Source organism: Caulobacter sp. P1_B12_2, from assembly GCF_056406675.1.
This window is the reverse complement of sequence record NZ_JBFTZS010000014.1, coordinates 1-24,334: the sequence shown is the minus strand read 5'-3', so window position 1 is coordinate 24,334 and position 24,334 is coordinate 1. Positions and strand designations below refer to the sequence as shown.

Below are 24,334 nucleotides of genomic sequence, written 5' to 3'. Positions count from 1 at the left end.
CGACGCCTTCGGGCACCACGTGGACCCGGTCGGCCCGGAAGCCGTTGGCGACGACCACCTCGCGGCCCCAGTGCGACGGAGTCCAGATCTCGTCGAACTCGGCCAGCGCCTCCCGATGGTGCGAGGGCAGAACGGTCGTCTCCCAGGCGTGGAAGGCGATCCGATAACGGCCCTGCATTCGGTCGATCTGGTCGAGCGGGCCGATGCAGACGGCGAAGTCGGCGTCCGGATCGGGCTCTGCGAACGGCACGTCGGCGCCGGGCACGTGACTGAAGTTCGGGTCGGGATCCCAGGCGATCGCTCGCACGTCATGCCAACGCGCCAGCGCGGCCGCGAAGCCGCGCGTGTGAGTTCCCCATCCGCTGTCGGGATGAAACAGGCCGTATATGTCGATCCGCATGGCCCCCAGCGCACCTCAACCCCAGGGCGTAGATAGACAGGGCCACAACGGACTTATCAAGGGACTTGTCGGATGGGCCGCGTGACCGCCCCCTCAACCGCCCGTCTTCCTCCAGCGGGCCCAGCATCTGCAGCCGGTCGCCGGCGAGATCCTGTCGGCCGTGGATCGCCGCGACGTCGCCGCGCTGGAGCGCACCCTCACCATCAGCTACAGCACTATCGAATAGAGTGACTGAAAGGACGACGACATGGCTTTGCTCGACGAGCTCAGAGCTGACCAACTCACAGCGCGCAAGCTGAACGATCGTCTGAGGGCTAATGTGCTCACCACATTGATCGGTGAAGCTACGCAGATCACGACCGAAGAATTCAAGCGCGGCGTGACGGAAGTCACTGACGAAAAGGTTGCCGCAACCGTCGCGAAGTTCTTGAAAAACACGAAACTGACGCTGGAAAATCTCGCGACCGAACGCGCGCGTCTGATCGAAGCCGGTGGCGATGCGTCGAAGGTGAACGAGCGGACCAAGGCGGCTGAAACCGAACTGGCGATCCTGTCCTCGTATGGCCCAAAGCAGATGACGGACTCGGAATTGCGCGAGATCATCAACGACTTCCGCGCCAAGAACCCCGGCGCCAACGTCGGGACGGTCATGGCCCACCTGAAGACCAGCTTCGGCGGTCAATATGACGGCAAGGCGGCCAGCGCGTTGGCCAAGGCTTAGATTGAGGGTAGTCGACGACGAAACTGCAAAGTTCGAGGCGGCGCTTCAAGCTCGCTTCGGCGCTTAGTCCGAGCGTCCGGCGCCTCTTTGTGTCGACAGGAACGGGCTGGGCCGAATACGTCGCGACGCCGCCACGGCGAAGGCCGCACTGAACGTGATGTTAGCGTTTTTGATGGAGTAAGGGACCGGGCCACCAGCCCTGAAAGTCGAGCCGCGCTGTTTATGCGCCCGCTAGAGCTCATAGTTGCGCTGCCTACCACTCCTCCTCCACCTAACTGCTGGTTTCACCCGATTGGTCGTCTTTCATAGCCCCCATAGCCTTCTCCCAGTTGAGCCATCGGTGGGAGACGTGCGCTGCTGTCTTTTCACAATCTCGATATGGTTCGCCCTTGGGGTGATCGTGGTCGCGTTGCCGGCGGCGGCGATGGCGCAGACCTCGAGCGAGGCCGCCTACTCTGGATCACGAGCCGTAGCGACGCTGAGCGTCAACGTGACGGCCAGCGTCAGCACGTCCTGCAGCTTTTCGGCGGACGGCGTACCGGGCGGAACCTATTCGGTCGGGAACGTAGAGGGGGCCTTTTCGCTCGACGTGCCCTTCAGCCTGCGCTGCAATTCGCCAAGCCGGGTCGGGGTCGTATCGGACAATGGCGGGTTGAAGGCGGCGGGCGTGCCGAGCGCGCCGGCCGGCTATTCGAGCCTCGCCCCCTACCAGATTACCCTAAGACTGGCCGGCGATGCGGGATCCTCGTCGCAGGCGACCTGCGAGTCGCCGACGGTCGTCGCCGGGGCGGCCGGCTGTGTGTTCAGGGGACCGGCCACGGCCGGGGCGGGCCTGCGCCTGCCCGGTCCCTCCAAGGACGCACCGGGATCGTTCATCCGGATCAGCAGCCCGGGCTATTCCGACCCTGCGGCCCTGGTTGCGTCCAATTCCTACGGCGACCGACTGACGGTCACGATCAGCCCCGCCACCTGACGCCCGGCCGCCAGTGGCGGAAGGAGGGCACATGAAACCTTTAGGATTGGCGACGGCGGCGACCGCGGTCCTGCTCGTCCTGCCTCAAACGGCTTTGGCCCGGCAGCAGGCCACCGGAACAATCAATATCACTGGTGTTGTCACCGGGCGCTGTAGCGTTCTTGGCGGCGGCCAGGCGTTCAGCGACTCGATCAATCTAGGCGAGCTTGCGGGCGCCGATGGACGGTTGCGAGCGGACCTTACCGATGCGTCGCCAGACGCGGAGCGCAAGTTCAGCCTGGTCTGCACGAGTGCGACGCCCAGTGTGAGGCTCTCAACCACGCGGCTTTCGAACGGCACGACGGCGACGACCGGTTACGCCAACGAAATAGACTTCACCTCCCAGGTGGCGGTCCTGCAAGCCTCGGGAACGCCGCCGGCCATCACCTACACAACCGCCAGCGCGCTACCGCCTCCGACGAACGTGCAACTGACCGGCCCCCTCGCCAGCGCGGCCGACAATATCACCTTGCGAGTCTACGGCTTTACCACCGACGCCGGGGCGTTGCTCGTCGCCGGCGCCTACACGAGCGTGATCACCATTACGATCTCGCCGACATGATCCGGAAGGTGAAAGGCATGAGCGCCATCTGGAAAGCCGCTTTGACCATCGCGGCGACCTGCACCGTCGCGATCACGCCGGCGTCGGCCACGACGGTGCAGCCGATTGTGATCGACCTCGATGCCGTCGGCGCCCGCGCCAGCCACTCGATCACTGTCCAAAACACCAATGCGGACCCGCTTCCGATCGAGATCCGCATCGACTCCCTCGCTTTCGCCGAGGACGGGGTGCGTGTGGAAGGACCGTCGAAAGATCTCCAGGTCTTTCCTGCCCAAGCGGTGATCGCGGGCGGGCGGACCCAGACCTTTCGTGTGCAGTGGGTTGGCGGCCCACCGGACCGCAGTAAATCCTACTACGTCACCGCGGCCCAGGCTCCGGTGACCCTCCCTCAAGGGAGTTCCGCGATCCAGGTGCTCTATAATTTCCAGGTTCTGGTGAGCGTGACGCCGACAGGGGCCAAGGCGAACCTGAAGGTCGAAACCGCATCGATCGGCCGCGATGCGGACGGCAAGCCGGCGCCGGTTATCGTTGTCCACAACGACTCGATCGCCCACGCCTATCTGTCCCGGGGCACGCTGAGCCTGGTGGAACGCGACGAGGCGGGCAAGATCGTCTTCGAGCGCACCCTGGCCCCCTCGGAAATCCAGCAATCCATCGGATATGGTCTCGTCGGGCCGGGCCAGCGGCGCAACCTTGTCCTGCCGATCAATCTGCCTTCGGGATCCGGGTCGCTTGAGGCGCGGTTCCTTCCTTCGGCTCGCTAGCGGCTGCGCCATCGCGGCGCTGGCTGGCGTGGTCGCCACGCCCGTCGGCGCTCAAACGCCCGCGCCGTCCGGCGGTGCGGAAACAAGCCGCGCCGATCTCACCGCCATCACCCTTCCACTCGTCGATAGCGGTCGGTTAGTCGGCGAGGTGGGCGCTTTTGCAACCTCTGCCGGCCAGATCAGCCTTCCCACCGCGCGCCTGATCGAACTGATTGGCCCACGCCTTCACGACAAGGCGCGCGAACGCCTGCGCACGCAACTCTCCGGTCGGATCACCATTGATCTGGCGGCGGCCGGGTTGCTCGACACCGCCATCACCTACGATCCCGAGAGAATCGAACTGAGCGTGGCCATTCCGGTGGACCTGCGCGCGCAAAGCGGACTTTCGCTGATCGCCGACAACTCGGAACGGYAGGCCCCCGTCGAGACGCCGGCCGCCTTCAGCGCCTTCATCACCGCCAACAGCTCAATCGACTATATTCACCAGAGCCAGGTCGACGCCGCCGGGTTCGGAAATTCGTCGGTCGTCCTGACCGCCGCGGTGCGGGCCCGGGGGGTCGTGGGGGAAACGCTTGGCCTGTGGCGCCCAGACCAGCCAGGCCCGGATTTTCAGCGGCAGGCCTCGCGTCTTGTCTACGACGATGTCGGGTCTCCGATGCGGATCATCGCCGGCGACTTGCTGGTTGTGCCGCGGCTGTTCCAGAACGCTCCCGACGCCGCCGGGGTGGCGTTCATTCGCTCCTACCAATTACTGCAGCCGATGCGGATCGTGCGGCCCAGCGGGGGGCAGAGCTTCCAGCTTAGCGCGCCCTCCGCGGTCGACATCCTCGTCAACGGCCGCAGCGCCCGCCGCATGCGCCTTGAGCCGGGCAACTACAATGTGCGCGATTTCCCCTTCGCGCAGGGTGGCAACGACATACGCGTCCTCGTGGACCAAGGCGCAGGGCCGCGCGAGGTGCTGCACTACAGCGTGTTCTACGACACCGCACAGCTCCAGAAGGGCTTGGACGAGTTCGCCTTCTACGCCGGCGTCAAATCCAACCTCGAAGCGAGCGGCCCGGTCTATTCCGACGACTGGCTGGTTTCCGGCTTCTATCGACGCGGCCTCACCGAGGCGCTGACCGCCGGGACGCATTTCCAGGCTGACGCGGTGACCGCGATGGGGGGCGTCGATGGCCTGTGGAGCACTCAGATCGGGCTATTCGGCGGGGACTTGGCCGTTTCGCATGCAAAGGGTTTCGGTAGCGGCGGGGCGGCATCCTTGACCTTCGAGCGGGCGTTCGCCGGCGCCGGCGTCCTGGACCTGCGCTTCGAGACGCGCTCGCGCGTGTTCGCGCCGCTCGGTTCGGTTCCGCCGAACAATTCGTTTCTCTGGGAAGCCAGCGGCGCCCTGTCTCATACCTTCAGCAACCGCTTTTACGCGGGCGTGGACGCCTCCTACAGCAAGGGGCGAGATAACCTCCCCGACCGCGCCTACTATCGACTCAACACCGGCTTCCAGCTCACCCCCCGTCTCGAACTGGAGGTCAATGGAACCTACGAGGATACACCCGGATACGAGGGCGTATCGGTATTCGCCACCCTGACCTTTCGGGCCAGCGATCGGTCAACCGCCCGGGCCGAATATGACAGCCGCTACGAACGCGAGCGCCTGGCCTACTCGACATTCCAGGGCCAGGACGTCGGCGCCTGGGATCTTTCGCTCGACGCCAACCACAGTCAGGCCGGCGGCGATTTCAACCTTGTCGGCAACTACACCACGGAACGGGCGCTCACGGGTCTGACCCATTTCACAACCTGGGACCCAGACTTCAGCAAGGTCACCGATCAGCGCACCTCGGCGCGCGCCGCCTTTTCGCTGGCCTTCGCCGACGGGGCGTTCGCGCTGTCGCGGCCGATCCTCAACGGCTTTGCCGTCATCGAGCCGCACCGCAGCGCCAAGGGCGGCGCACTGGTCGTCAGTCCGACCGAGGATGGACATCTGGCGGCCTCCGGCCCGCTCGGACCGGCCGTGGTCCCCGATCTCAGCGCCTACAGCGAACGCGAGGTGTTCATCGAGCCCAAGGGGATGCCTGTGGGCTACGACATCGGCCGAGGCGCTTATCGCTTCGCGGCGCCCTACCGCAGCGGCTACCGGATCATCGTCGGGTCCGACTACTGGCTGACGGCGTCAGGCAGGCTGCTGCGCGCCGACGGCAGCCCCCTCACCTATGTCGGGGGAGAGGCGACGGCGGTCGCCGCGCCTGATCATCCCGCGGTGATCTTCTTCACATCCTCGGACGGCCGCTATTCCATTTCGGGGGTGAAGCCGGGACGTTGGCGGCTGACCATGTCGACCGAACCTCCGACGATCTACGAAATCGAGGTCACAGAAGCGGCGCACGGTCTTGTCTCGGTGGGCGACGCCGCGCCAGTGGAGGCTCGTTGAATGGCTAGAACCTTGCTCGGTCTCTGCGCCGCCGTTCTGCTGGCCAGTTGGTCTGGCGCCGCGCTGGCCCAGGCGCCGGACCAGAGGATCGCCGAGCGTTGCGACGTGAGCTTCGATCCGATCATCGTCAGCCAGCCCTATAACCCGCTGTCGAGCCACGACTACGCCGTCAACTTCACCGCGACGGCGCGCAGCAGCGGCGAAAACAGCAGCATGAACTACAGCGCCGTGTTGCTCAGGCTCGGCGGTCGGAGGTTGCCGATGGAAATCGCTGTACTCGCGGACGACGGAGCAGGTTCGGGCAACGTCCTCTATGAGCGTCCCGGCCCCCGGCTGGCGTCTGGTCTCGACGATGCGGCCGAAATCGACCTACGCTTCGATCAAATACTCGGCCCCATCGCATCGCGGCCCGTACAGATGCAATTGCGAATTCCAGCCGGCGCCGAGATCGACCCCGGATTCGCCGTGGGTGAGTTCGATGTCAAGTATCTCTGCGACCACCTGACCGGTCGCTCGGACAAGGGAACAACCAATCGAGGTTTCGTGGTCTATCTGCCGGTCAACACCGCGCTTCAGGCTAGCCTCACCGGCGCCGAGCCCGATTTTGGGGAGATCGGCGCTCTCAGCAGTATTGATGTCGCCGGAGCGCCGCCGTCGACAACGCAGCGGCGGCACTATATGCGGGTCGCCAGCACCGGCCCCTATCAGGTCGCGGTCACCTCCCAGAATGGATGGCGGATGACCGCCACCGGCGCGCCGACCAGCAACGCCGCCGAGCGGATCACCTATCGTTATGAGTTGCTGGGCCAGACGATGGACAGCAGCCGCCCCAACTTCACGCCCGTCAGATGCGACGCGAGCGGCGTCAGCGGCGAGAACATCGCTCTGACCGCGACCCTGACCGAGGGCGGCCAGGGCAAGGTTCCGTCACCCAACTATCGGGACATCATCACCATCACCATCAGCCCCTTGGCGGGCGTGGTCGCGGGCGCCCAGCGATGCGATTGACTGCCTTGAGGCTCACCTCACGGCTTGTTCGCTAGAGGTCGTTGGCAAGAACAAATCACCACCAATTTGCGCACAACGCTGAGCACGCCGAGCTGGCCGAGGAGCGCCTTACCGTCCAGCCGCAGCCCCCCTGAGACGCGCCGAGAGGCCATCTCAATGATCTAGGCTTCGATTAGTTTGTGCTTTATCGCGAAGCGGACCAACTGGGCGGCGGTCCGTACGCCGGCCTCGCGCATGCCTGCCGACCGGTGGCTCTCCACCGTCTTGAGACTGATCTTCAGCTGGCGGGCGATCTCTTTGTTGCATCGCCCCTCCACGATCTGTTGGGCGACCTCGAGCTCCCTGGGCGTGAAGCTCTCCAAGCGCGACTTCCTGTGTTCATTGGTCGTGGAGTTGAGCAACACCTCGGAAACCGACGGGGAGACGTAGAGCAGATGACAGAATGTCATCGCGGCTAGCAGGCGTTCAGGCCAGCGGCGCGGAAGACGTTTACCGCCGCCTCGACCTGCTCGACGGAAGGCGGCTGCGTGGCCTCCAGGCCATAGTCGAGCCCGAGCCTGGCCCATTTGTAGGCGCCCATCTGGTGGAAGGGCAGCACCTCGACCCGTTCGACCACGCCCAGGCCGGCGGCATAGTCGGCGAGCGCGGCCATTTCGCCGGGTACGTCCGTCAGGCCGGGCACCAGCACGAAGCGCAGCCACATCGGTCGCCGCAGCCTGGCCAGCCGCTCGCCGAAGGCGATCACCCGGCCATTGTCCGCCACCCCGGTGACCCGTTCGTGCTGCTCGGGCGTGAAGCCCTTCATGTCCAGCAGGACGAGGTCGATGTTCCCCAGCTCCTCGTCGGACAGGCGCTCGGAATAGAAGCCGTTGGTCTCGATCGCCGTGTGCACCTTCATCGCCTTGGCCGCGGCGAACAGTCGGACGGCGAAGCGGGCCTGCATCAGGGGCTCGCCGCCCGACAGGGTGAGGCCGCCGCCCATCACCTTCAGGCCGTGGGCGTAGGACCGCAGCTCCTCCACCGCCCGCTCCAGGGGCAGAGGCAGGCCGTTGGTCATCGTCCACGTGTCGGGGTTGTGGCAGAAGCGGCAGCGGAACATGCAGCCGGCCAGCCAGGCCACCAGCCGGATCCCCGGCCCGTCCACCGCCGAGCCGGTGGTGAACGAGTGCAGGAAGCCGATCTCGCCGGTGGCCAGACCCGTGCGGAGGGTCATCTCCGGCACGTGCCGACTGAGCCCGACCCGCAGCTCGAACTCGTTCTTGGCCTCCAGGGCAGGAACTTCGTCCTGGTCGGCCGCGTCCCCTGCCCCGGCCATCTCAGCCCCCGTGGAAGGTGCGGTTGATCACGTCCATCTGCTGCTCGCGCGTCAGCCGCACGAAGTTCACGGCGTAGCCGGAGACCCGGATCGTCAGGCTGGGGTACTTCTCCGGGTGGTCCATGGCGTCGATCAGCGTCTCCTTGTTCAGGACGTTGACGTTCATGTGGTAGCCGGTGGACCCGAAGAAGGCGTCCAGGATGCCGGTCAGATTGGTGATCTGGTCGTCGGGCGTGCGGCCCAGGCCGCTGGGGACCAAGGTGGTGGTCAGGGAGATGCCGTCTTCGGCGTCGCGATAGGGGATCTTGGCCACCGAGGCGGCCGAGGCGTGGATGCCGTGGCTGTCGCGACCGTGCATGGGATTGGCCCCCGGCGCGAAGGGCTCGCCCTTGCGCCGACCGTCGGGCGTGTTGCCGGTCGCCCGGCCGTAGACCACGTTCGAGGTGATGGTCAGCACCGACTGGGTGTGCTTGGCGTTGCGATAGGTCGGGTGCTTGCGCAGCTTCTCCATGAAGGTGCTGACSAGCCATGAGGCCAGGTGGTCCACCCGGTTATCGTTGTTGCCGAACACCGGGAACTCGCCCTCGGTCACATAGTCGACGACCAGGCCGGTCTCGTCGCGAACCACCTTCACCCTGGCGTGCTTGATCGCCGAGAGGCTGTCGGCCACCACCGACATGCCGGCCACGCCGAACGCCATGGTCCGGAACGGCGCGTAGTCGTGCAGCGCCATCTCGATCCGCTCGTAGGCGTACTTGTCGTGCATGTAGTGGATCACGTTCATGGCGCTGACATAGGTTTCGGCCAGCCAGTCCATCATCCGCTCGTAGCGGTCCAGAACGTCCTCGAACTCCAGATAGTCCCCCTGAACCGGCTCGAAGGGCGGGCCGATCTGCTTGCCGCTGACCTCGTCGCGACCGCCGTTGATCGCGTAGAGCATGCACTTGGCCAGATTGGCGCGGGCGCCGAAGAACTGCATCTGGTGGCCCATGCGCATAGGCGAGACGCAGCAGGCGATGGCGCCGTCGTCCCCCCACTCGCGGCGCATGATCTCGTCGCTCTCGAACTGGATCGAGCTGGTGTCGATCGCCACCTTCGCCGTGAAGCGGCGGAAGCCCTCCGGCAGGCGCGGCGAGTACCAGATCGTGAGGTTCGGCTCGGGCGCGGGGCCCAGGTTGTAGAGGGTCTGCAGGAAACGGAAGCTGCTCTTGGTGACCAGCGGCCGTCCGTCGTCGCCCAGGCCGCCGATCGACTCGGTCACCCAAGTGGGATCGCCGGAGAACAGGTCGTCATACTCCGGTGTCCTCAGGAAACGCACGATCCGCAGCTTGATCACGAAGTCGTCGATGATCTCCTGGGCCTGGCTTTCGGTCAGGACCCCAGAGGCCAAGTCTCGCTCGAAATAGATGTCCAGGAAGGTCGAGGTCCGGCCCAGCGACATGGCCGCGCCGTTCTGCTCCTTCACGCCGGCCAGATAGCCGAAATAGRGCCACTGTACGGCTTCGCGAGCCGTGGTCGCCGGGCCGGAGATGTCGAACCCGTATTTGGCCGCCATCACCTTCAGCTCGGCCAGGGCGCGGATCTGCTCGGACAACTCCTCGCGGTCGCGGATGATCTCGTCGGTGGACCAGGCGTCGTCCAGCGCGGCCTTCTCCGCCTCCTTGGCGTCGATCAGCCGGTCGACGCCATATAGCGCCACGCGCCGGTAGTCGCCGATGATCCGCCCGCGTCCGTAGGCGTCCGGCAGGCCGGTCAGGACGTGCGAGGAGCGGCAGCGCCGGACGCTCTCGGTATAGGCGTCGAAGACCCCTTCGTTGTGAGTCTTGCGGTACTTGGTGAAGGTTTCGACCACCGCCGGGTCGGGCTCGTAGCCGTAGGTCTTCAGCGAGGTCAGGACCATGCGGAAGCCGCCGTTGGGCATGATCGCCCGCTTCAGCGGCGCCTCGGTCTGGAGGCCGACGATGACCTCGTTGTCCTTGTCGATATAGCCGGCCTCATGGGCGACGATTGTGCTGGGGATCTGGGAGATGTCGAGGACGCCGCCCTTTTCCCGCTCCTGGGCGAACAGCGCCTGCAGCTTGGCCCAGAGGGCGTTGGTGCGCTCGGTCGGTCCCGCCAGGAAGGCGTGGTCGCCGTCATAGGGCGTGACGTGCTGCTGGATGAAGTCGCGCACGTCGATCTCGCGCGACCAAAGGCCCGGCGCGAAGGGCGGCAAGGCCCGCTCGGCTTTCACGGGAGGGGGCTTCGAAAGAGTGTCGCTCATGCGGTCCTCCGGGGAACAGGGTCAGGCGTGGCTTGCGATGACGGGCGGCGGCGGCGCGGATCGGGCCCCGCTCCCGGTCTCCTTCAGGAGCAGGGTCAGCAGCACCGCCAGGGCCACGCCGTAGAGCAGCGGCGAGAAGGCCGCCTGGTAGTGCTCCAGCTCGCGCGGGCCGCCGCTCGACGCCTTCAGCAGGAGGCCGCCGAACACCGGGCCCAGCAGGGCCGAGAACGAGAAGTTGATGAAGTTGACCACGCCCGTGGCGGTGCCGCTGTGCTCGGGGCGATTGGCTTCCTTGATCACCGTGTACGGCAGCATGGCCGCCCCTGAGGCGATTCCGGTGACCAGGCCCAGGACGAAGGGTGGGAAGACGCCGGCGGGTCCGTAGAGGATCATCGCCAGGCAGGCGGCCAACAGCAGGCCCGATCCGACGATCACCGGCTTGCGCCGGCCCATCCGGTCCGAGAGCACGCCGGCCAGCGGACAGCCGATGATCCAGCCGAACGGCACCGAGGCCGAGCGCAGGACGGCCACGCCGTAAGGCATGTCGTGAGCCTCCTGCAGGAACCGCACGCCCCAGGTCATGTCGAAGATGGTGGTGGGGATGAAGAACAGGCCCGAGATCAGGCCGCACAGGATCGACTGGGGGTTGGACGCCACCGCCCAGATGGCGGAGGCCGCGGTGCTCATCCAATTGCGGCGGCTGGGCGGAGGGGATCTCGGCATGATGAGGAACAGCAGGACGGCGATGACCGCGCCCGCCACGCCCATGGCGATCCAGAACGCGCTCCAGCGGACGCCGCCGGCGATCGCCGGCCCCACCAGGAACTGACCCGCCGAGCCGCCGGCCATGCCGAACATCTGGGTGACGCCGATCAGGGTCGCCGCCTGCGAGGCCGGGAAGTTGGTCGTGGCGATATAGGCCGCGCCGATCAGGGCGAAGACCCCGCCCGCGCCCTGCAACAGTCGTCCGACCCCCGCCAGGTTGGGGTCGCCGGTCGCGAACAGCAGCGCGCCCACCGCCACGACCGCACAGCCTAGCGGCACGACACGGCGCGCGCCCAACTGGTCCATGGCCACGCCGGCCACCAGGCTGAACGGGGCGTAGCCATAGTAGAAAAGGCCCACCAGCGTGGCCAGTCCCGCCGTCGACAGCCCCAGGGCGTCGGACAGCTGGGGCATCATCACCGCCGGCGCCGAGCGCATGATGTACTGGTAGAAATAGAAGATCGAGGTCGCCAGCCAGGCGACGACGATCACCCCGCCCACGCCTCCGGAACTGGCGATCCGTCGCGCCATCGTCGCCTCAGCACAGGGTGACGGAGACGGCGAGACCGCCTTCGGAGGTCTCCTTGTACTTGGAGTTCATCTCCCTGGCGGTCAGGGCCATGGCGTCAACCGTGCTGTCGAAGTCGACCCGGCGGTTGACCGGGACCTCGTTGGTGGCGATCAGGTAGCCGGTCCAGGCCTTGACGGCTCCGAAGGCGCAGCGCTCGATGCAGGGCACCTGGACGAAGCCGGCCAGCGGATCGCAGGTCATGCCCAGATGGTGCTCCAGCGCCCCCTCGGCGGCGTTGGCCGCCACCTGGGGCGGGTCGCCATAGGCCTGGGCGATCCCCGCCGCGCCCATGGCCGAGGCCACGCCGATCTCGGCCTGGCAGCCCCCCTCGGCCGCGGACAGGGTCGCGTTGTGCTTGCACAGATAGCCAATCACCAAGGCGGCCAGCAGGGCCTCGCGCAGCTTGTCCTTGGACATCTTGGCCCCCGCCGGACCCAGCGAATAGATCACGGCCGGCAAGACCCCGGCCGAGCCGCCGGTCGGGGCGGTGATCACCAGGTGGCCGCGGGCGTTCTCCTCGGAGCCCGCCAAGGCGTAGGCCGAGACCAGGGCGATGGCCTTGCGCGCGGTGCCTTCCTGGGTCTGGGCGCTGACAAAGACGTCGTGGGCCTTGGTCTTCAGCTTGATCGGTCCGGGCAGGGTCGAGGTCGGGGCGGCCAGGCCGGTCTTCACCGTGGCGTCCATGGCCCCCAGGATCTTGTCGAGGAAGGCGTTGACCTCGGCTTCGCTGTGGCCGGTGATGGCCACCTCGTTGGCCATGGCCAGCTGGGCCAGAGTGAGGTTGTCGCGCTTGCAGTGGGCCAGCGCCTCGCTGATCCGTGCATAGGGATATTTCGGCGGGTTCTTCTTGGGGGGCTCATAGCCCTTCCACTCGATGAAGCCGCCGCCGACCGAATAATATTCCTGCTCCAGCAGCACCTTGTCGCCGGCCAGCAGCCTGCAGGTCATGGTGTTGGGGTGGTGGAAGTCGCCCTTGGGCGCGTCGTAGATCACATCCTTCAGCGAGACGTTGATGGTCTTGGCGCCCAGGGTCACCGGGAAGCTCTGGTTGGGATTGGCCGCCAGGCCGTCGAGGAAGGCGGGATCGACCGTGGCCGGCTCCATGCCGATCAACCCGGCCAGCGAGGCGCGCTCGGTGCCGTGGCCCTTGCCCGTGGCGCTGAGGCTGCCGAACAGGTTCACCTTCAGGGCGGTGGCCGTGGCCAGCTGTTCCGCCGGCAGCCTGATGCAGCGCTTGTAGAAGTCGTAGGTGATCCGCATCGGGCCGATCGTGTGCGACGAGGATGGACCAGGGCCGACCTTGTAGAACTCCTCGGCCGTGGTCATCACCGGCCCCTTGGACTTTTTGACCACGTTGAGGTTGGGATCGAGGGCGACCTTCGCGCCGTTGGCGGCGGCGGCGCTGGGCGCGTGGGCCGGGATGTTGGAGACGTCCTTGGGCTTGCAGCCGGTCAAGGCGCCGATCGACAGCGCCAGGGCGCTGCGCATCATGAAGGCTCGACGATCCGATCCCGTCGGAGGCTCGCACGTTTCAAGTTCGGGGACGATCGCCCCCTCAACCATCCTGCTCATCGCCTTGCCCTTTTTGGGAGCGGGTCGCCGAAGACGCCGCTTCTTCGATATGCAGCGGGAGTGTCCGGCCAGGCTTGCGCTCAGGCCATTGGGGTAAGTCCCGAGATCGCCTTCGGTGAACCCTCGGAGAGTCCCTCAGAGGAAATGAGAACAGGTCTCAACTCGAGGCCGACGGCCGGCTCAACAGCGCCGCTGTGTGGCGCGCAATCATCCTTTCCTCGTCGGTCGGCACGACCCAGCCTGCGGCCGGTGAGCCGTCGCGGGTGATCCGTCGCGGCCCGCTTCCCGGACGATTGGCGGCCTCRTCCAGCTCCAGCCCCAGCCAGCCGCAGGCCCGAACGATATCCTCGCGCACCTGGGCGTCGTTCTCGCCGACGCCGCCGGCGAAGACGAGGCCGTCGATCCCGCCTAGGGCCGCAGCCATGGAACCGATCTCGCGCACCACCCGATAGACGAACAGCTCGATCGCCTCGGCCGCGTGAGGCTCCGGCGAAGCTCGCAGGGCGCGCATGTCGGACGAGATTCCGGACACGCCCAGCAGCCCCGAGCGCTTGTAGATCAGATCCTCCAGCGCTCGGGCGTCCATGCCGTAGGCGTCCATCATGTGGATCAGCACACCGGGATCGAGGCTGCCCGAACGGGTGCCCATCATCAGGCCGTCCACGGCGGTGAAGCCCATGGTGCTGGCCACGCTGCGCCCGTCCTGGATCGCGCACAGGCTGGCGCCGTTGCCCAGGTGAGCGACGATCACCCGGCCCGCCGCCAGCTCGGGCGCCAGCTCGCGCAGCCGCGACGAGACGAACTCGTAGGATAGACCATGGAAGCCGTAGCGCTGCACGCCCGCCTCGTGGAAGCGGCGCGGCAGGGCGAACATCTGGGCCATCGGCGGCTGGCCGCGATGGAAGGCGGTGTCGAAGCACGCGACCTGGGCGACATGCGGCGCCCCTTCGGCGATCGCCTCGATCGGCGCCAAATTGTGCGGCTGGTGCAGCGGCGCCAGGGGCTCCAGCGCGCGCAGGGCCGCGATCACCGACGCGTCGATCCGCATCGGCGCGGCGTAGGTCCGGCCGCCGTGCACCACCCGATGGCCCACGCCCAGCACCGTCCGATCGCCCTTGCGCTGAATCGCGGCGTTGAGCACCTCGTGGGTCGCGGCGGCATGGTCGAAGCCTTCGGCCGGCCAGCTCCGCTCCTCCAGCGACTGGCCCCGTGCGTCTTTCAACACCAGCCGGGGCGACACGCCGATCCCGTCCAGCTGGCCCTTGAACAACAGCAGTTCGCTGGGCGCGGCGTCATAGACGGCGAACTTCAGGCTCGACGAACCGGCGTTGAGGACCGCGAGACAGGCGCTCATTGCAGGCGTCTCCCGTCAGACGATGGCGGCCGAGGCCCGGCGCGCGGCCCCCAGCAGGGACGCCACCGCGCAGGAGGCCAGCCGGGTCAGCTTGGCGTCGGCCCGGCTGGTCAGGATGATCGGCACGCGCGCGCCCAGCACGATCCCCGCCGCGTCGGCGTCGGAGAGGAACGACATGCACTTGGCCAGCATGTTGCCGGCTTCCAGGTCCGGCACCACCAGCACGTTGGCGCGCCCCGCCACCGGCGAGACGATGCCCTTGATGGCGGCCGCCTCGGCGCTGATGGCGTTGTCCAGCGCCAGCGGGCCGTCGAGCAGGGCGCCCTTGATCTGGCCGCGGTCGGCCATCTTGCACAGAGCCGCCGCCTCGATAGTCGAGGGGACCTTGGGATTGACCGTCTCCATGGCGCTGAGGATCGCGACCCTCACCTCCCCCCCGCCCTCCTTGAGGACCAGGGCCATATCGATGGCGTTCTGGACGATGTGGATCTTGTCCTCGAGCGTCGGGATGATGTTGATCGCGGCGTYGGTCACCACCAGCGGCGTCGGATAGCCAGGGATATCCATGATGAAGCAGTGGCTGATCCGCCGGGCGGTGCGGATGCCGGTCTCGCGGGCGACCACTGCGCCCATCAGTTCGTCGGTGTGCAGGCTGCCCTTCATCAGGGCCTCAGCGCGTCCGGCCCGGACAAGGGCGACGGCCTTGGCGGCGCTGTCGTGGCTGTGTTCGGCGTCGATCAGCTCGAATGGTGAGATGTCCAGCTTGCCGGCGGCGGCCACCTCGGCGATGCGCGCGGCGGGCCCGACCAGGATCGGTTCGATCAGCTTCAGCCGCGCCGCCTCGACGGCGCTGTCCAGCGACACGTGATCGCAAGGATGAGCCACCGCCGTGACGATGGGTGGCTCCTTCTGGGCGCGGGCCAGCAGGCGCTCGAACTTCTGGTGGGTGCGGCCGCCACCCGCCTTGGGGACGCCGAGGGTGTCGGACATCTCAACGCCCTCCCGCCGCCGCGACACTCTGCGGCTTGGTCCATTGGTCGTCGGTCAGCTGCCAGCCGCCGCCCAGGGCCTTGTAGAGATTGACGACCGCGATCAGTTGGTCGCGCTGAGTCTGGGCCAGGGCGTCCTCGGCGGGGAACAATTGCTGCTGGGCTTCAAGCACCTCGAAATAGCCGGCGCGGCCGGTGTCGTAGCGGGTCTGGGCCAGGTCGACCGAGCGGCGCAGCGAGGCGATCTGGCGCTCCAGCGCCGCGCGGCGGGCGGTGAGGGTCCGCTGCGTGGCCAGGGCGTCGGCCGTCTCGCCCAGGGCGACGAGCGCGGTCTTGCGATACTGGGCGACGGTCTCGTCCCAATAGGCCTTACGATTGTTGTAGATCTCCTCCAGCCGGCCGCCGGTGAAGATCGGCCCCGCCAAGCCCAGGCCGACGGAGCCCACGCCGAAGGTCCCGCTGTCGCCGCTGACGTCGACGCCGATCAGGCCGGCCAGGGCCGAGAGCCCCAGCCTGGGGAACTTGTTGGCCACCGCCACGCCCATCTCGGCGTTGGCGCGCATCATCCCCTGCTCGGCGGCGCGGATGTCGGGACGGCGTTGGAGCAGGTCGGTCGTCGCGCCCACCGGGGCGACGGGCAGAGTCTGAGCCTCCAGCGCCTTGCCGCGCGGGATCGGTCCGGGCGGCGCGCCCATCAGCACGCTGAGGGCGTTTTCCTGCACAGCGATCCGCCGCCGGATCTCCTCGATCCGCGCCTCGGACGCATCGCGGTTGGCGCGGGTGCGCTCCACCGGCAGCCGGCTGTCGCGCCCCGCCTCGAAGCGCTGGTTGAAGATGTCGAAGGTGGCGCCGTAGGTGCGGGTGCTCTCCTGGGCGATGGCGATCTCGCGATCCAGTTCCAGCAAGCGAAAATAGCCCTCCGCCACGTCGCTGGTCAGGGTCAGCAGGATGCCGCGCTGGACTTCTTCCTGTTGCAGCAAGCTGGCCTGAGCGGCCTCATTGGAGCGCTTGATCCGGCCCCAAAGGTCGAACTCCCAGGAGAAGTCGAGAGCCACGCCCAGACTACCGAAGCCGGTGGTGTCGGGACCACCATTGTCGTCCGGCGAGAACGTGGACTCCGCACCGACATTGCCGCGATAGCCCAGTTGCGGCCTGCTCTGCGAGGCCGAGACACCCACCAGCGCCCGCGCCTGGGCGATGCGGGCGATAGAGACTTGAAGATCCAGGTTGTTGGCAAGGGTCTGGCCGATCAGTCCCTGCAGCGCGGGATCGTCGAACACCGCCCACCACGGCAAGTCGGCCAGGGAGGCGGAGGTCTGAGACGCCGAGATCGGGGCCGGCGCATCGCGATAGGCCGGCGGCAGGGCCACCTCGGGCCGGGCGTAGTCGGGGCCGACGACCTTGCACCCTGTGGTCGCCAGTATCCCGGCGACCAAGGCGACGGTTGCGCTTGTACGGAGCGGGCTCATCTTTGGAAGACCCTTCTCACTTGACCGCGGCCAGCATTTTTCTGAACCGCGACAGGGTGTAGACGCTGTAAGCGCCGCCGATCAGGAACATCTTCAGCAGCGCCGGCCAGACCATTTCCGGCGTCGCGTCGCGGAACAGAACCGCCTGCGAGAAGGCGACGAAATGGGTCGAGGGGACGAACTGCATGATCTTCTGCAGCAGCATCGGCATGCTCTCGAGCGGCGTCTGTCCGCCTGAAAGCAGGCTCATGACGATGTAGACGGGGAAGGCCAGAAGCCCGAACTGCGGCATCGAATTGACGATCGTCGCCAGCATGATGCCCAGCGCCGTGACCGAGAACAGGTAGACGCCCAGGCCCAGGGCGAACAGCGGGATCGAGCCGGCGATCGGCACGCCGATCGCGCCCTTCACCACCAGGAACAGAGAAGCCATGGCGGCCAGGATCACGACCATGCCGTTGGCCCAGATCTTGGCGAACATCAGCTCGAACGACTGCAGCGGCATGACCAGCAGATGCTCGATATTGCCGTGCTCGCGCTCGCGCAGCACCGCCGCCCCGGTCAGGAAGATCGCCAGCACCGAGATGTTGTTGATCACCTGGTTGACCGCGACGAACCAGCTCTGCTGCATGTTGGGATTGAAGCGAGCCCGGGTCTCCAGGCTGATCAACGGCTGGTTGGCCGGATCGGTGCGGCCGGGCCACAGGTCGTGGACCGTACTCTCGATGATCTGCTGGATGTAGGAAGGCCCCCGGCCCGCCTGGCTCATCGCGGTGGCGTCGGTCACGATCTGAACCGTGGGCGGATTGTCGTCGATGATGTCCGCCTCGAAGTCCGGCGGGATGTCGACCACGAAGGTGTAGAGCCCACGGTCCATGGCGTGATTGATGTCGCCAAAGCCGATCTCCTGAGCGGGCAGGAACAGCGGCGGCAACATGGCGTCGCGGACCAGGCGCGAGGCCCTGGAATCGTCCTCGTTGACGATGGCGATCGAGGCGTTGATCACGTCCATCACCGCGCTCTTGGCCGGGGTGTAGACCGAGAAGGTGAAGACGTAGCCGATCAGGAACAGCAGCACCGGATCGCGCGCCAGGCTGAGCAGTTCCTTCAGGCCGAGCTGGAAGATGTGGCCGATGGCGCGCATCGCATCAGGCCTCCTGCTTCTTCAACAGCAAGACCGACAGCGCGAAATAGACGAAGGCGATCACCGCCAGCGCCAGAACGTTGGGCCAGAGGGCGGCCATGCCCAGGGCCTTGGTGAAGGCGCCCACGCTGACGGCCTGGAAGTAGGTCGAGGGGAAGATCTTGGCCGCGATCGCCGCGCCGCCGGTCAGCGACGAGACCGGCACGAACATCCCCGAGAACTGCACCGCCGGCAGGATCGAGATGATGGCGGCGGCGAAGATAGCGGCGGTCTGGGTGGCGGCGAACACCGAGATCAGCAGGCCGAACCCGGTGCTGGCCAGCACGTACAGCAGGCCGCCCAGCGCCAGGACGAACATGCTGCCCTTGATCGGCACGCCGAACACGAACACCGCCAACCCCACCAAGGTGAGAAACTGGACCAGCGAAACCGCCACATAGGGCAGTTGCTTGCCCAACAGGAACTCGGTGCGGCTGGCGGGCGCGGCGTAGAAATTGGCGATCGAGCCCAGTTCCTTCTCGCGCACGACAGCCAGCGCCGTCAGCATGCTGGGGATCAGCATGATCAGCAGCATGATGTCGCCTGGCACCATGGCGTAGACGCTGAGGAAGGCCTGGTTGTAGAGAGCCCGGGCGTTGATCTTCACCGCCGACTGGGCGGCGGGCAGGCCCTTTTCCTTGCGCACTTGGGTGTCGTGGGCCTTGTGGGCGGCCTCGATATAGCCGCGCGTCGTCTCGGCCCGGAACGGCACCGCGGCGTCGATATGAGCCTGGACGGTCGGCTGGCGTCCCTGCTGCAGGTCGCGCTGGAAGCCCGAGGGGATCTCCAGGGCGAAACGGAGTTCGCCGTTGCGCAGGCGCCGGTCACGGTCGGCGTAGCTGTACAGCGGCTTCTTCTCGTCGAAATAGATCGATCCTCGATAGCTGTCCGAATAGGCCCGGCTGGCCGGGGTGTTGTCGTAGTCGAGGATGGAGAAGGACAGCTTCTCGACATCCAGCGAAATGCCGTAGCCGAAGACGATCATCAGCAGGATCGGCCCGATGACGGCGAAGATCAGCCGCACCGCGTCGTGCTGCAATTCGATCGCCTCGCGCCGAGCGAACGCCCAAACCCGTCCAACGCTGAAGCCCTTGGGCGGGACCGAGTGGCCCAGGTTCTCGGGCGGTTCGGAGGCCGGCGCGGCCGAAGCGTCCGCCGCCCCGCCCAGCTCCTCGGCCGCCTCCTCCAGATAGCCGATGAACGCAGCTTCCAGGTTGGGCGCGCCGCGCTCGGCGACCAGGTCCGCGGGCCGCCCCTGGGCCAGCACCTTGCCCCGGTGCATCATCGACATCCGGTCGCAGCGCTCGGCCTCGTTCATGAAATGGGTCGACAGGAAGATGGTCACCCCCCGCTCGCGCGACAGGCGGATCAACAGTTCCCAGAAGCCGTCGCGGGCGACCGGATCGACGCCGGACGTCGGCTCATCGAGGATCAGCACCTCCGGCTCGTGTAGCACCGCCACGGCCAGGGACAGTCTCTGTCGGATGCCCAGCGGCAGGCTCTCGGCCAGGGTGTCGGCCACCTCGTCCAGCCCGAAGTCGTCGATCAACTCGGCGACCCGAGCCTTCCCCTTGTCGGGCGGCAGGTCGAACAGGTGGGCGTGCAGCATCATGTTCTGGCGCACGGTCAGCTCGGTGTAGAGCGAGAAGGCCTGCGACATGAAGCCGACGCGGCGGCGGGACTCGATGTCCCCGCCCTTGACCGCCTTGCCGAACAGCAGGGCCTCACCCTCGCTGGGCGGCAGCAGGCCGGTCAGCATCTTCATGGTGGTGGTCTTGCCGCAGCCGTTGGAGCCGAGGAATCCGAAAATCTCGCCCTGCTCGATGCGGAAATTGACGTGGTCGACGGCGGTGAAGGCGCCGAACTTCTGGGTCAGGCCGTGGGACTCGATCGCCGGCGGCCCCTCTGACGACACCCACGGCGTGATCACCGGCTCCTTGTGGCCGCGCGTCTGCTCTTCGGGCAGCAGGCGCACGAAGGCCCGCTCCAGGGTATCCTGGCCGGTGCGCTGGCGCAGCTCCTCGGCGGTGCCGGTGGCCATCACCTGGCCGGCGTTCATCGCCACCAGCCATTCGAAGCCCTCGGCCTCGTCCATGTAGGCGGTGGCCACCATGACGCTCATCTGCGGGCGGCGGCCGCGGATGCGTTCGATCAGTTCCCAGAACTGGCGACGGGCCAGGGGATCGACCCCCGTCGTCGGCTCGTCCAGGATCAGCAGGTCGGGGTCGTGGATCAGCGAGCAGCACAGGCCCAGCTTCTGCTTCATCCCGCCCGACAGCTTGCCCGCCGGCCGGTCGCGGAACGACGTCAGGTCGGTGCTCCACAACAGGTCGTCGATCCGCCAGGCCCGCTCCTCGGCAGGCTGCCCGAACAGCCGGCCGAAGAAGTCGATGTTCTCGTAGATCGACAGGGTCGGATAGAGGTTCTTGCCCAGCCCCTGCGGCAGGTAGGCGACCCGCGCCGAGATGGTGTTGCGGAACCGCGCGTCGCCGATGTCTCCACCCAGCACCTGGACGTCGCCCGACTGCATCTTGCGCACGCCGGCCAGGATCGCCAGCAGGGTCGATTTGCCCACGCCGTCGGGACCGATCAGGCCGATGGTCTTCTGGGCTGGGATGTCGAGACTGACCCCGTCCAGCGACGTCACCTTACCGTACTTGTGGGTGAGGTTCCGGATGCTGGCGACGTGTTCCAGAACCGGGGCGTTCATTTCTGCCCCGCCGTCGTCGCGCCCGTGCTCTGCCATAGATTGGCCGGCGGCGCGGCGGTTCCCTGGATCCGTTCAGGCCAGGGCGCCTTCTCGTCGAAGCGTACATAGCCCATGCCGGGCAGGCCCGACTTCACCAGCGGCTCGTACTGGCGCAGGCGCTCCTTGGGCACCTGCAACTTGACCCGGAAAGTCAGGTTGTGGCGCTCCTCGGCCGTCTCCACGGTCTTGGGCGTGAACTGCGCGGCGGGCGACACATAGGAGACGACGGCCCGCACCGGATACTGCTGGGCGGCGTCGAGGACGATCCGCGCCTCGGAGCCCAGACGAACCTTGCCGGTGATCTTCTCGGGCAGGAAGATGTACATGTAGACGTCGGCCAGATCGAGCAGCGAGAACACCCGGCCGCCGGCGGGCAGCACTTCGCCGGGCTCGGCCAGGCGGGTCTCGATGCGCGATCGGATCGGCGCGACCAGCACCGCATCGGCGATTTCGGCCCGTAGCCGGTCTGCGGTGGCCCGCGCCGCATCGATCGCCGAGGACGCCTGCACCACTCCGGCCTGGGCGCCGGTCAGTTCCGCCTGCCCCGACAGCATGCTGGCGGTGTCGGTCTCGGCCTCGCGGCTGCTCACCGCCCCGGTCTTGACCAGCGCCTTGGAGCGAAGATTCTGCAGGGCCGCGAAATTGTACTCGGCGCGCCGGACCGCCACCTGGGCCGTCGCGACACGGCGGGCGTCCTCGGCGGCGGAGATCTGGGCCTCGGCCTCGCGCAACTGGGCCTCGAGGGCGGAGGTGTCCATTCGGGCGACGACCTGCCCCGCCTCGACGGTGGCGCCCTCGTCAGCCAGCATTTCCTTGACCCGACCGGGGTACTTCGTCGCGACGTAGATCTCGTTGGCCTCCAGCCGACCGTTGCCTCCGGCGAAGCCCGGCGGCAGGTCCGGCCGCGTCATGTAGATGTAGGCCCCGACACCCGCGGCGATCACCACCACGGCCGCCACACCGATCAGCAGCGGACGCCGCGACTTGGACGCCGGCTTTGGCCCTGGGGATTTGGGCCCAGGCGGCTGGGAGCCAGGCGGCTGGGACTTAGTGTCTTGGCCCAAGCGGCTGACCACGGCTGGTTCGGGCATTGCATCAACCTCGCCGAATGTTTCGACGAGGCTATGCCTGCGGTTCGGCGGGGCGATATCCGGTGAACTACCAAGCTCCCCTTGCCATCGACCGGGCGCAGCGATGTTCAGGTGGCCGCCAGGGATGACCACCAAGATGGATCATCTCCAGGCAATCACGGCGCGCCCCTGAGCCACACCGCTTTCCGTCTGGATCGAGCGAGGCGCTGACGGCGCCGTTCCATGCGGCGCGGTTCGGGGTTTTGTCTGATTGTTTGTCCGGTCACGGAGCGGAAACTTGGGGCGAGAGCCGGCTGACACGCCGGGCGCGCTCGGAGCCGAACCCCCTTGGACTCGCTTTTACTGAACCTACTGGTCGCGCTGGGCGTGGGCCTGTTGATCGGAACGGGGCGCGAGCGCGCCATGGGCGACCCGAAGACGCCGGCGGACGCGGGCGTGCGCACCTTCTCCATCGCCGCCCTCGGGGGCGCCGTGGCCGTCACCTGCGGCGGCGTCCTGTTGCTGGCGGTGCTGGCCGTCGCCATCGCCGGCCTGGTGGGCCTGAGTTACTGGCGCAACAGCGAGAAGGAAGGACCCGGCCTGACGACCGAGTTCGCGATCCTGCTGACGGTGCTGGCCGGCGGCCTTGCCATGAAAGCCCCCTCGGCCGCCGGCGCGGTGGGCATCGTCACCGCCCTGCTGCTGTCCAGCCGCGAGCGCCTGCATCACTTCGTGCGCACGGTGCTCACCGAGGACGAGGTGCGTTCGGTGCTGATCCTGGGCGCGGCCCTGATCGTGATCATGCCGCTGCTGCCCGACCGGCAGATGGGTCCGTACGCGGCGCTCAATCCCAAGTCCGTCTGGCGGCTGGTGGTGCTGGTGCTGCTGATCGGCGCGCTCGGGCACCTGGCGACGCGGGTGCTGGGGGCGCGGTTCGGCCTGCCGATCTCGGGCCTGGCCTCGGGCTTCGTGTCCAGCTCGGCGACGATCGGGGCCATGGGCGCGCGGGCGGTCAAGGACCCGAAGGTCATGACCTCGGCCGTGGCCGGCGCCGTGCTCTCCACCGTCGCCACGGTGATCCAGATGGCCGTGGTGGTTGGGGCCACCAGCCCGGCCGCCCTGCGGGTCATGGCCGCCCCGCTGATCGGCGCCGGCCTGGCCGCCGCCGGCTACGGCGCGATCTTCACCGTCGCCGCCCTGCGCACGCCGCCGCCGGAGGGCGAGCAGCAGGCCGACAAGGCCTTCAGCCTGACCGGCGCCCTGATCTTCGCCCTCACCCTGTCGGCGGTGCTTCTGGCCTCGGCCGCCCTGCGCGCGGAGTTCGGGGAGACCGGCGCGATCCTGGCGGCGGCCGTCGCCGGTTTCGTCGACASACACGCGCCGGCCATCTCGATCGCCTCGCTGACGGCCAACGGCCGGATGCCGGCCCATGACGCCGTCATCCCGATCCTGGCCGGCTTCACCACCAACACGATCACCAAGATCGTTGTGGCCGCCACCAGCGGAGGCCGCGCCTTCGCCCTGCGGGTGGCTCCCGGCGTGGTCCTCGTGGCTGCAGCCGCCTGGGCGGGAACGCTGATCGGTCACGCCGCGAACTGAGGAGATTTTCCATGACCAAAGCGAAACGTGGCGACGAGGACGTCTCCAAGGAAAAGCCAGAGGGCAAGCCGGAAAAGATGAAGACCAAAACCTACCTGGAACAGCTACAGAAGTTGCAAGTCGAGCTCTGCCATCTCCAGGATTGGGTCAAGCAGACCGGCGCGCGGGTCATCGTCGTGCTTGAGGGACGCGACGCGGCCGGCAAGGGCGGCTTCATCAAGGCCCTGACCGAGCGGGTCAGTCCCCGCGTGTTCCGCGTAGCCGCCCTGCCCGCCCCCAGCGAGCGCGAGAAGACCCAGCTGTTCATGCAGCGCTACATCCAGCACTTCCCGGCCGGCGGCGAGATCGTGATCTTCGACCGCAGTTGGTACAATCGGGCCGGCGTCGAATACGTGATGGGCTTTTGCTCGAAGGACGAGCACCGCGACTTCCTCGAGGCCTGCCCCACGGCCGAGCGCTGGATCATCAGCTCCGGCATTCTCCTGATCAAGATCTGGCTGGAGGTCGGGATGGAGGAGCAGGACAAACGCTTCCATGCCC

The 24,334-nt window shown here is 67.2% G+C and carries 20 protein-coding genes; 8 read left to right on the top strand and 12 right to left on the bottom strand.

Annotated features, from left to right (window positions below; genetic code table 11):
* A partial coding sequence (locus tag AC1DZ6_RS01720) for a CgeB family protein (RefSeq protein ID WP_477095471.1) occupies positions 1-400 on the bottom strand: 400 nt, incomplete at its 3' end.
* A 247-nt stretch (positions 401-647) separates the two neighbouring features.
* On the opposite strand from AC1DZ6_RS01720, the gene AC1DZ6_RS01715 reads away from it, so the two are divergent.
* The 6 genes from AC1DZ6_RS01715 to AC1DZ6_RS01690 all read left to right on the top strand — a co-directional run bounded on the left by AC1DZ6_RS01715 (position 648) and on the right by AC1DZ6_RS01690 (position 6,895).
* On the top strand, positions 648-1,121 hold the full coding sequence (locus tag AC1DZ6_RS01715; RefSeq protein ID WP_477095470.1) for a GatB/YqeY domain-containing protein: 474 nt from the start codon (positions 648-650) through the stop codon (positions 1,119-1,121).
* Positions 1,122-1,515: 394 nt separating this feature from the next.
* Complete coding sequence (locus tag AC1DZ6_RS01710) at positions 1,516-2,094, top strand: hypothetical protein (RefSeq protein WP_477095469.1); 579 nt, start codon at positions 1,516-1,518, stop codon at positions 2,092-2,094.
* Between the two features lie 31 nt (positions 2,095-2,125).
* Positions 2,126-2,695 (top strand): hypothetical protein, encoded by a 570-nt coding sequence (locus tag AC1DZ6_RS01705; protein ID WP_477095468.1) that lies wholly within the window; start codon positions 2,126-2,128, stop codon positions 2,693-2,695.
* Complete coding sequence (locus tag AC1DZ6_RS01700; RefSeq protein WP_477095467.1) at positions 2,692-3,459, top strand: fimbrial biogenesis chaperone; 768 nt, start codon at positions 2,692-2,694, stop codon at positions 3,457-3,459. Before AC1DZ6_RS01705 ends, AC1DZ6_RS01700 begins: the two co-directional genes overlap by 4 nt.
* Before the next feature lie 28 nt (positions 3,460-3,487).
* A complete protein-coding gene (locus AC1DZ6_RS01695) occupies positions 3,488-5,887 on the top strand; it encodes a fimbria/pilus outer membrane usher protein (RefSeq protein ID WP_477095466.1) in 2,400 nt (799 codons plus the stop codon).
* The gene (locus AC1DZ6_RS01690) at positions 5,888-6,895 is read left to right on the top strand and encodes a hypothetical protein (RefSeq protein ID WP_477095465.1); all 1,008 of its coding nucleotides are present in this window, start codon (positions 5,888-5,890) and stop codon (positions 6,893-6,895) included.
* Between the two features lie 161 nt (positions 6,896-7,056).
* On the opposite strand, the gene AC1DZ6_RS01685 is transcribed toward AC1DZ6_RS01690, so the two are convergent.
* The 11 genes from AC1DZ6_RS01685 to AC1DZ6_RS01635 all read right to left on the bottom strand — a co-directional run bounded on the left by AC1DZ6_RS01685 (position 7,057) and on the right by AC1DZ6_RS01635 (position 22,216).
* Complete coding sequence (locus AC1DZ6_RS01685; RefSeq protein ID WP_477095464.1) at positions 7,057-7,257, bottom strand: response regulator transcription factor; 201 nt, start codon at positions 7,255-7,257, stop codon at positions 7,057-7,059.
* Between the two features lie 92 nt (positions 7,258-7,349).
* Positions 7,350-8,210 carry a pyruvate formate-lyase-activating protein gene (gene pflA / locus AC1DZ6_RS01680; protein ID WP_477095463.1) on the bottom strand — a complete coding sequence of 287 codons (861 nt, stop codon included), beginning with the start codon at positions 8,208-8,210 and terminating at the stop codon, positions 7,350-7,352.
* Position 8,211: 1 nt separating this feature from the next.
* A complete protein-coding gene (gene pflB / locus AC1DZ6_RS01675; protein ID WP_477095462.1) occupies positions 8,212-10,473 on the bottom strand; it encodes a formate C-acetyltransferase in 2,262 nt (753 codons plus the stop codon).
* A gap of 21 nt (positions 10,474-10,494) precedes the next feature.
* Positions 10,495-11,769: an MFS transporter gene (locus AC1DZ6_RS01670; RefSeq protein WP_477095461.1), complete on the bottom strand. Its 1,275-nt coding sequence runs from the start codon at positions 11,767-11,769 to the stop codon at positions 10,495-10,497.
* A gap of 7 nt (positions 11,770-11,776) precedes the next feature.
* Positions 11,777-13,300, bottom strand: a complete 1,524-nt coding sequence (locus AC1DZ6_RS01665) for an L-serine ammonia-lyase (RefSeq protein WP_477095460.1) — start codon at positions 13,298-13,300, stop codon at positions 11,777-11,779.
* A 238-nt stretch (positions 13,301-13,538) separates the two neighbouring features.
* The gene (locus tag AC1DZ6_RS01660) at positions 13,539-14,735 is read right to left on the bottom strand and encodes an acetate/propionate family kinase (protein WP_477095459.1); all 1,197 of its coding nucleotides are present in this window, start codon (positions 14,733-14,735) and stop codon (positions 13,539-13,541) included.
* Positions 14,736-14,750: 15 nt separating this feature from the next.
* On the bottom strand, positions 14,751-15,725 hold the full coding sequence (locus tag AC1DZ6_RS01655) for a phosphate acetyltransferase (RefSeq protein WP_477095458.1): 975 nt from the start codon (positions 15,723-15,725) through the stop codon (positions 14,751-14,753).
* 1 nt (position 15,726) lies between these two features.
* The gene (locus tag AC1DZ6_RS01650) at positions 15,727-17,193 is read right to left on the bottom strand and encodes an efflux transporter outer membrane subunit (protein WP_477095457.1); all 1,467 of its coding nucleotides are present in this window, start codon (positions 17,191-17,193) and stop codon (positions 15,727-15,729) included.
* A 16-nt stretch (positions 17,194-17,209) separates the two neighbouring features.
* A complete protein-coding gene (locus AC1DZ6_RS01645) occupies positions 17,210-18,337 on the bottom strand; it encodes an ABC transporter permease (protein ID WP_477095456.1) in 1,128 nt (375 codons plus the stop codon).
* 4 nt (positions 18,338-18,341) lie between these two features.
* On the bottom strand, positions 18,342-21,086 hold the full coding sequence (rbbA, locus tag AC1DZ6_RS01640; RefSeq protein ID WP_477095455.1) for a ribosome-associated ATPase/putative transporter RbbA: 2,745 nt from the start codon (positions 21,084-21,086) through the stop codon (positions 18,342-18,344).
* Positions 21,083-22,216, bottom strand: a complete 1,134-nt coding sequence (locus tag AC1DZ6_RS01635) for an HlyD family secretion protein (RefSeq protein WP_477095454.1) — start codon at positions 22,214-22,216, stop codon at positions 21,083-21,085. The genes rbbA and AC1DZ6_RS01635 overlap by 4 nt, the downstream gene beginning before the upstream one ends.
* Before the next feature lie 327 nt (positions 22,217-22,543).
* Between AC1DZ6_RS01635 and AC1DZ6_RS01630 the strand changes: the two genes are divergently transcribed.
* Complete coding sequence (locus AC1DZ6_RS01630) at positions 22,544-23,794, top strand: MgtC/SapB family protein (protein ID WP_477095453.1); 1,251 nt, start codon at positions 22,544-22,546, stop codon at positions 23,792-23,794.
* An 11-nt stretch (positions 23,795-23,805) separates the two neighbouring features.
* Positions 23,806-24,334 (top strand): polyphosphate kinase 2 family protein (locus tag AC1DZ6_RS01625; protein ID WP_477095452.1); only part of this gene is annotated, 529 nt, incomplete at its 3' end.

What these genes read in the sequence shown, in the direction of transcription:
- AC1DZ6_RS01635 (WP_477095454.1), bottom strand. Translation starts at nt 22,216, where the DNA reads ATGCCCGAACCAGCCGTGGTCAGCCGCTTGGGCCAAGACACTAAGTCC.
- AC1DZ6_RS01665 (WP_477095460.1), bottom strand. Translation starts at nt 13,300, where the DNA reads ATGATGCGCAGCGCCCTGGCGCTGTCGATCGGCGCCTTGACCGGCTGC.
- AC1DZ6_RS01705 (WP_477095468.1), top strand. Translation starts at nt 2,126, where the DNA reads ATGAAACCTTTAGGATTGGCGACGGCGGCGACCGCGGTCCTGCTCGTC.
- AC1DZ6_RS01670 (WP_477095461.1), bottom strand. Translation starts at nt 11,769, where the DNA reads ATGGCGCGACGGATCGCCAGTTCCGGAGGCGTGGGCGGGGTGATCGTC.
- AC1DZ6_RS01645 (WP_477095456.1), bottom strand. Translation starts at nt 18,337, where the DNA reads ATGCGCGCCATCGGCCACATCTTCCAGCTCGGCCTGAAGGAACTGCTC.
- rbbA (WP_477095455.1), bottom strand. Translation starts at nt 21,086, where the DNA reads ATGAACGCCCCGGTTCTGGAACACGTCGCCAGCATCCGGAACCTCACC.
- AC1DZ6_RS01690 (WP_477095465.1), top strand. Translation starts at nt 5,888, where the DNA reads ATGGCTAGAACCTTGCTCGGTCTCTGCGCCGCCGTTCTGCTGGCCAGT.
- AC1DZ6_RS01715 (WP_477095470.1), top strand. Translation starts at nt 648, where the DNA reads ATGGCTTTGCTCGACGAGCTCAGAGCTGACCAACTCACAGCGCGCAAG.
- AC1DZ6_RS01650 (WP_477095457.1), bottom strand. Translation starts at nt 17,193, where the DNA reads ATGAGCCCGCTCCGTACAAGCGCAACCGTCGCCTTGGTCGCCGGGATA.
- AC1DZ6_RS01700 (WP_477095467.1), top strand. Translation starts at nt 2,692, where the DNA reads ATGATCCGGAAGGTGAAAGGCATGAGCGCCATCTGGAAAGCCGCTTTG.
- pflA (WP_477095463.1), bottom strand. Translation starts at nt 8,210, where the DNA reads ATGGCCGGGGCAGGGGACGCGGCCGACCAGGACGAAGTTCCTGCCCTG.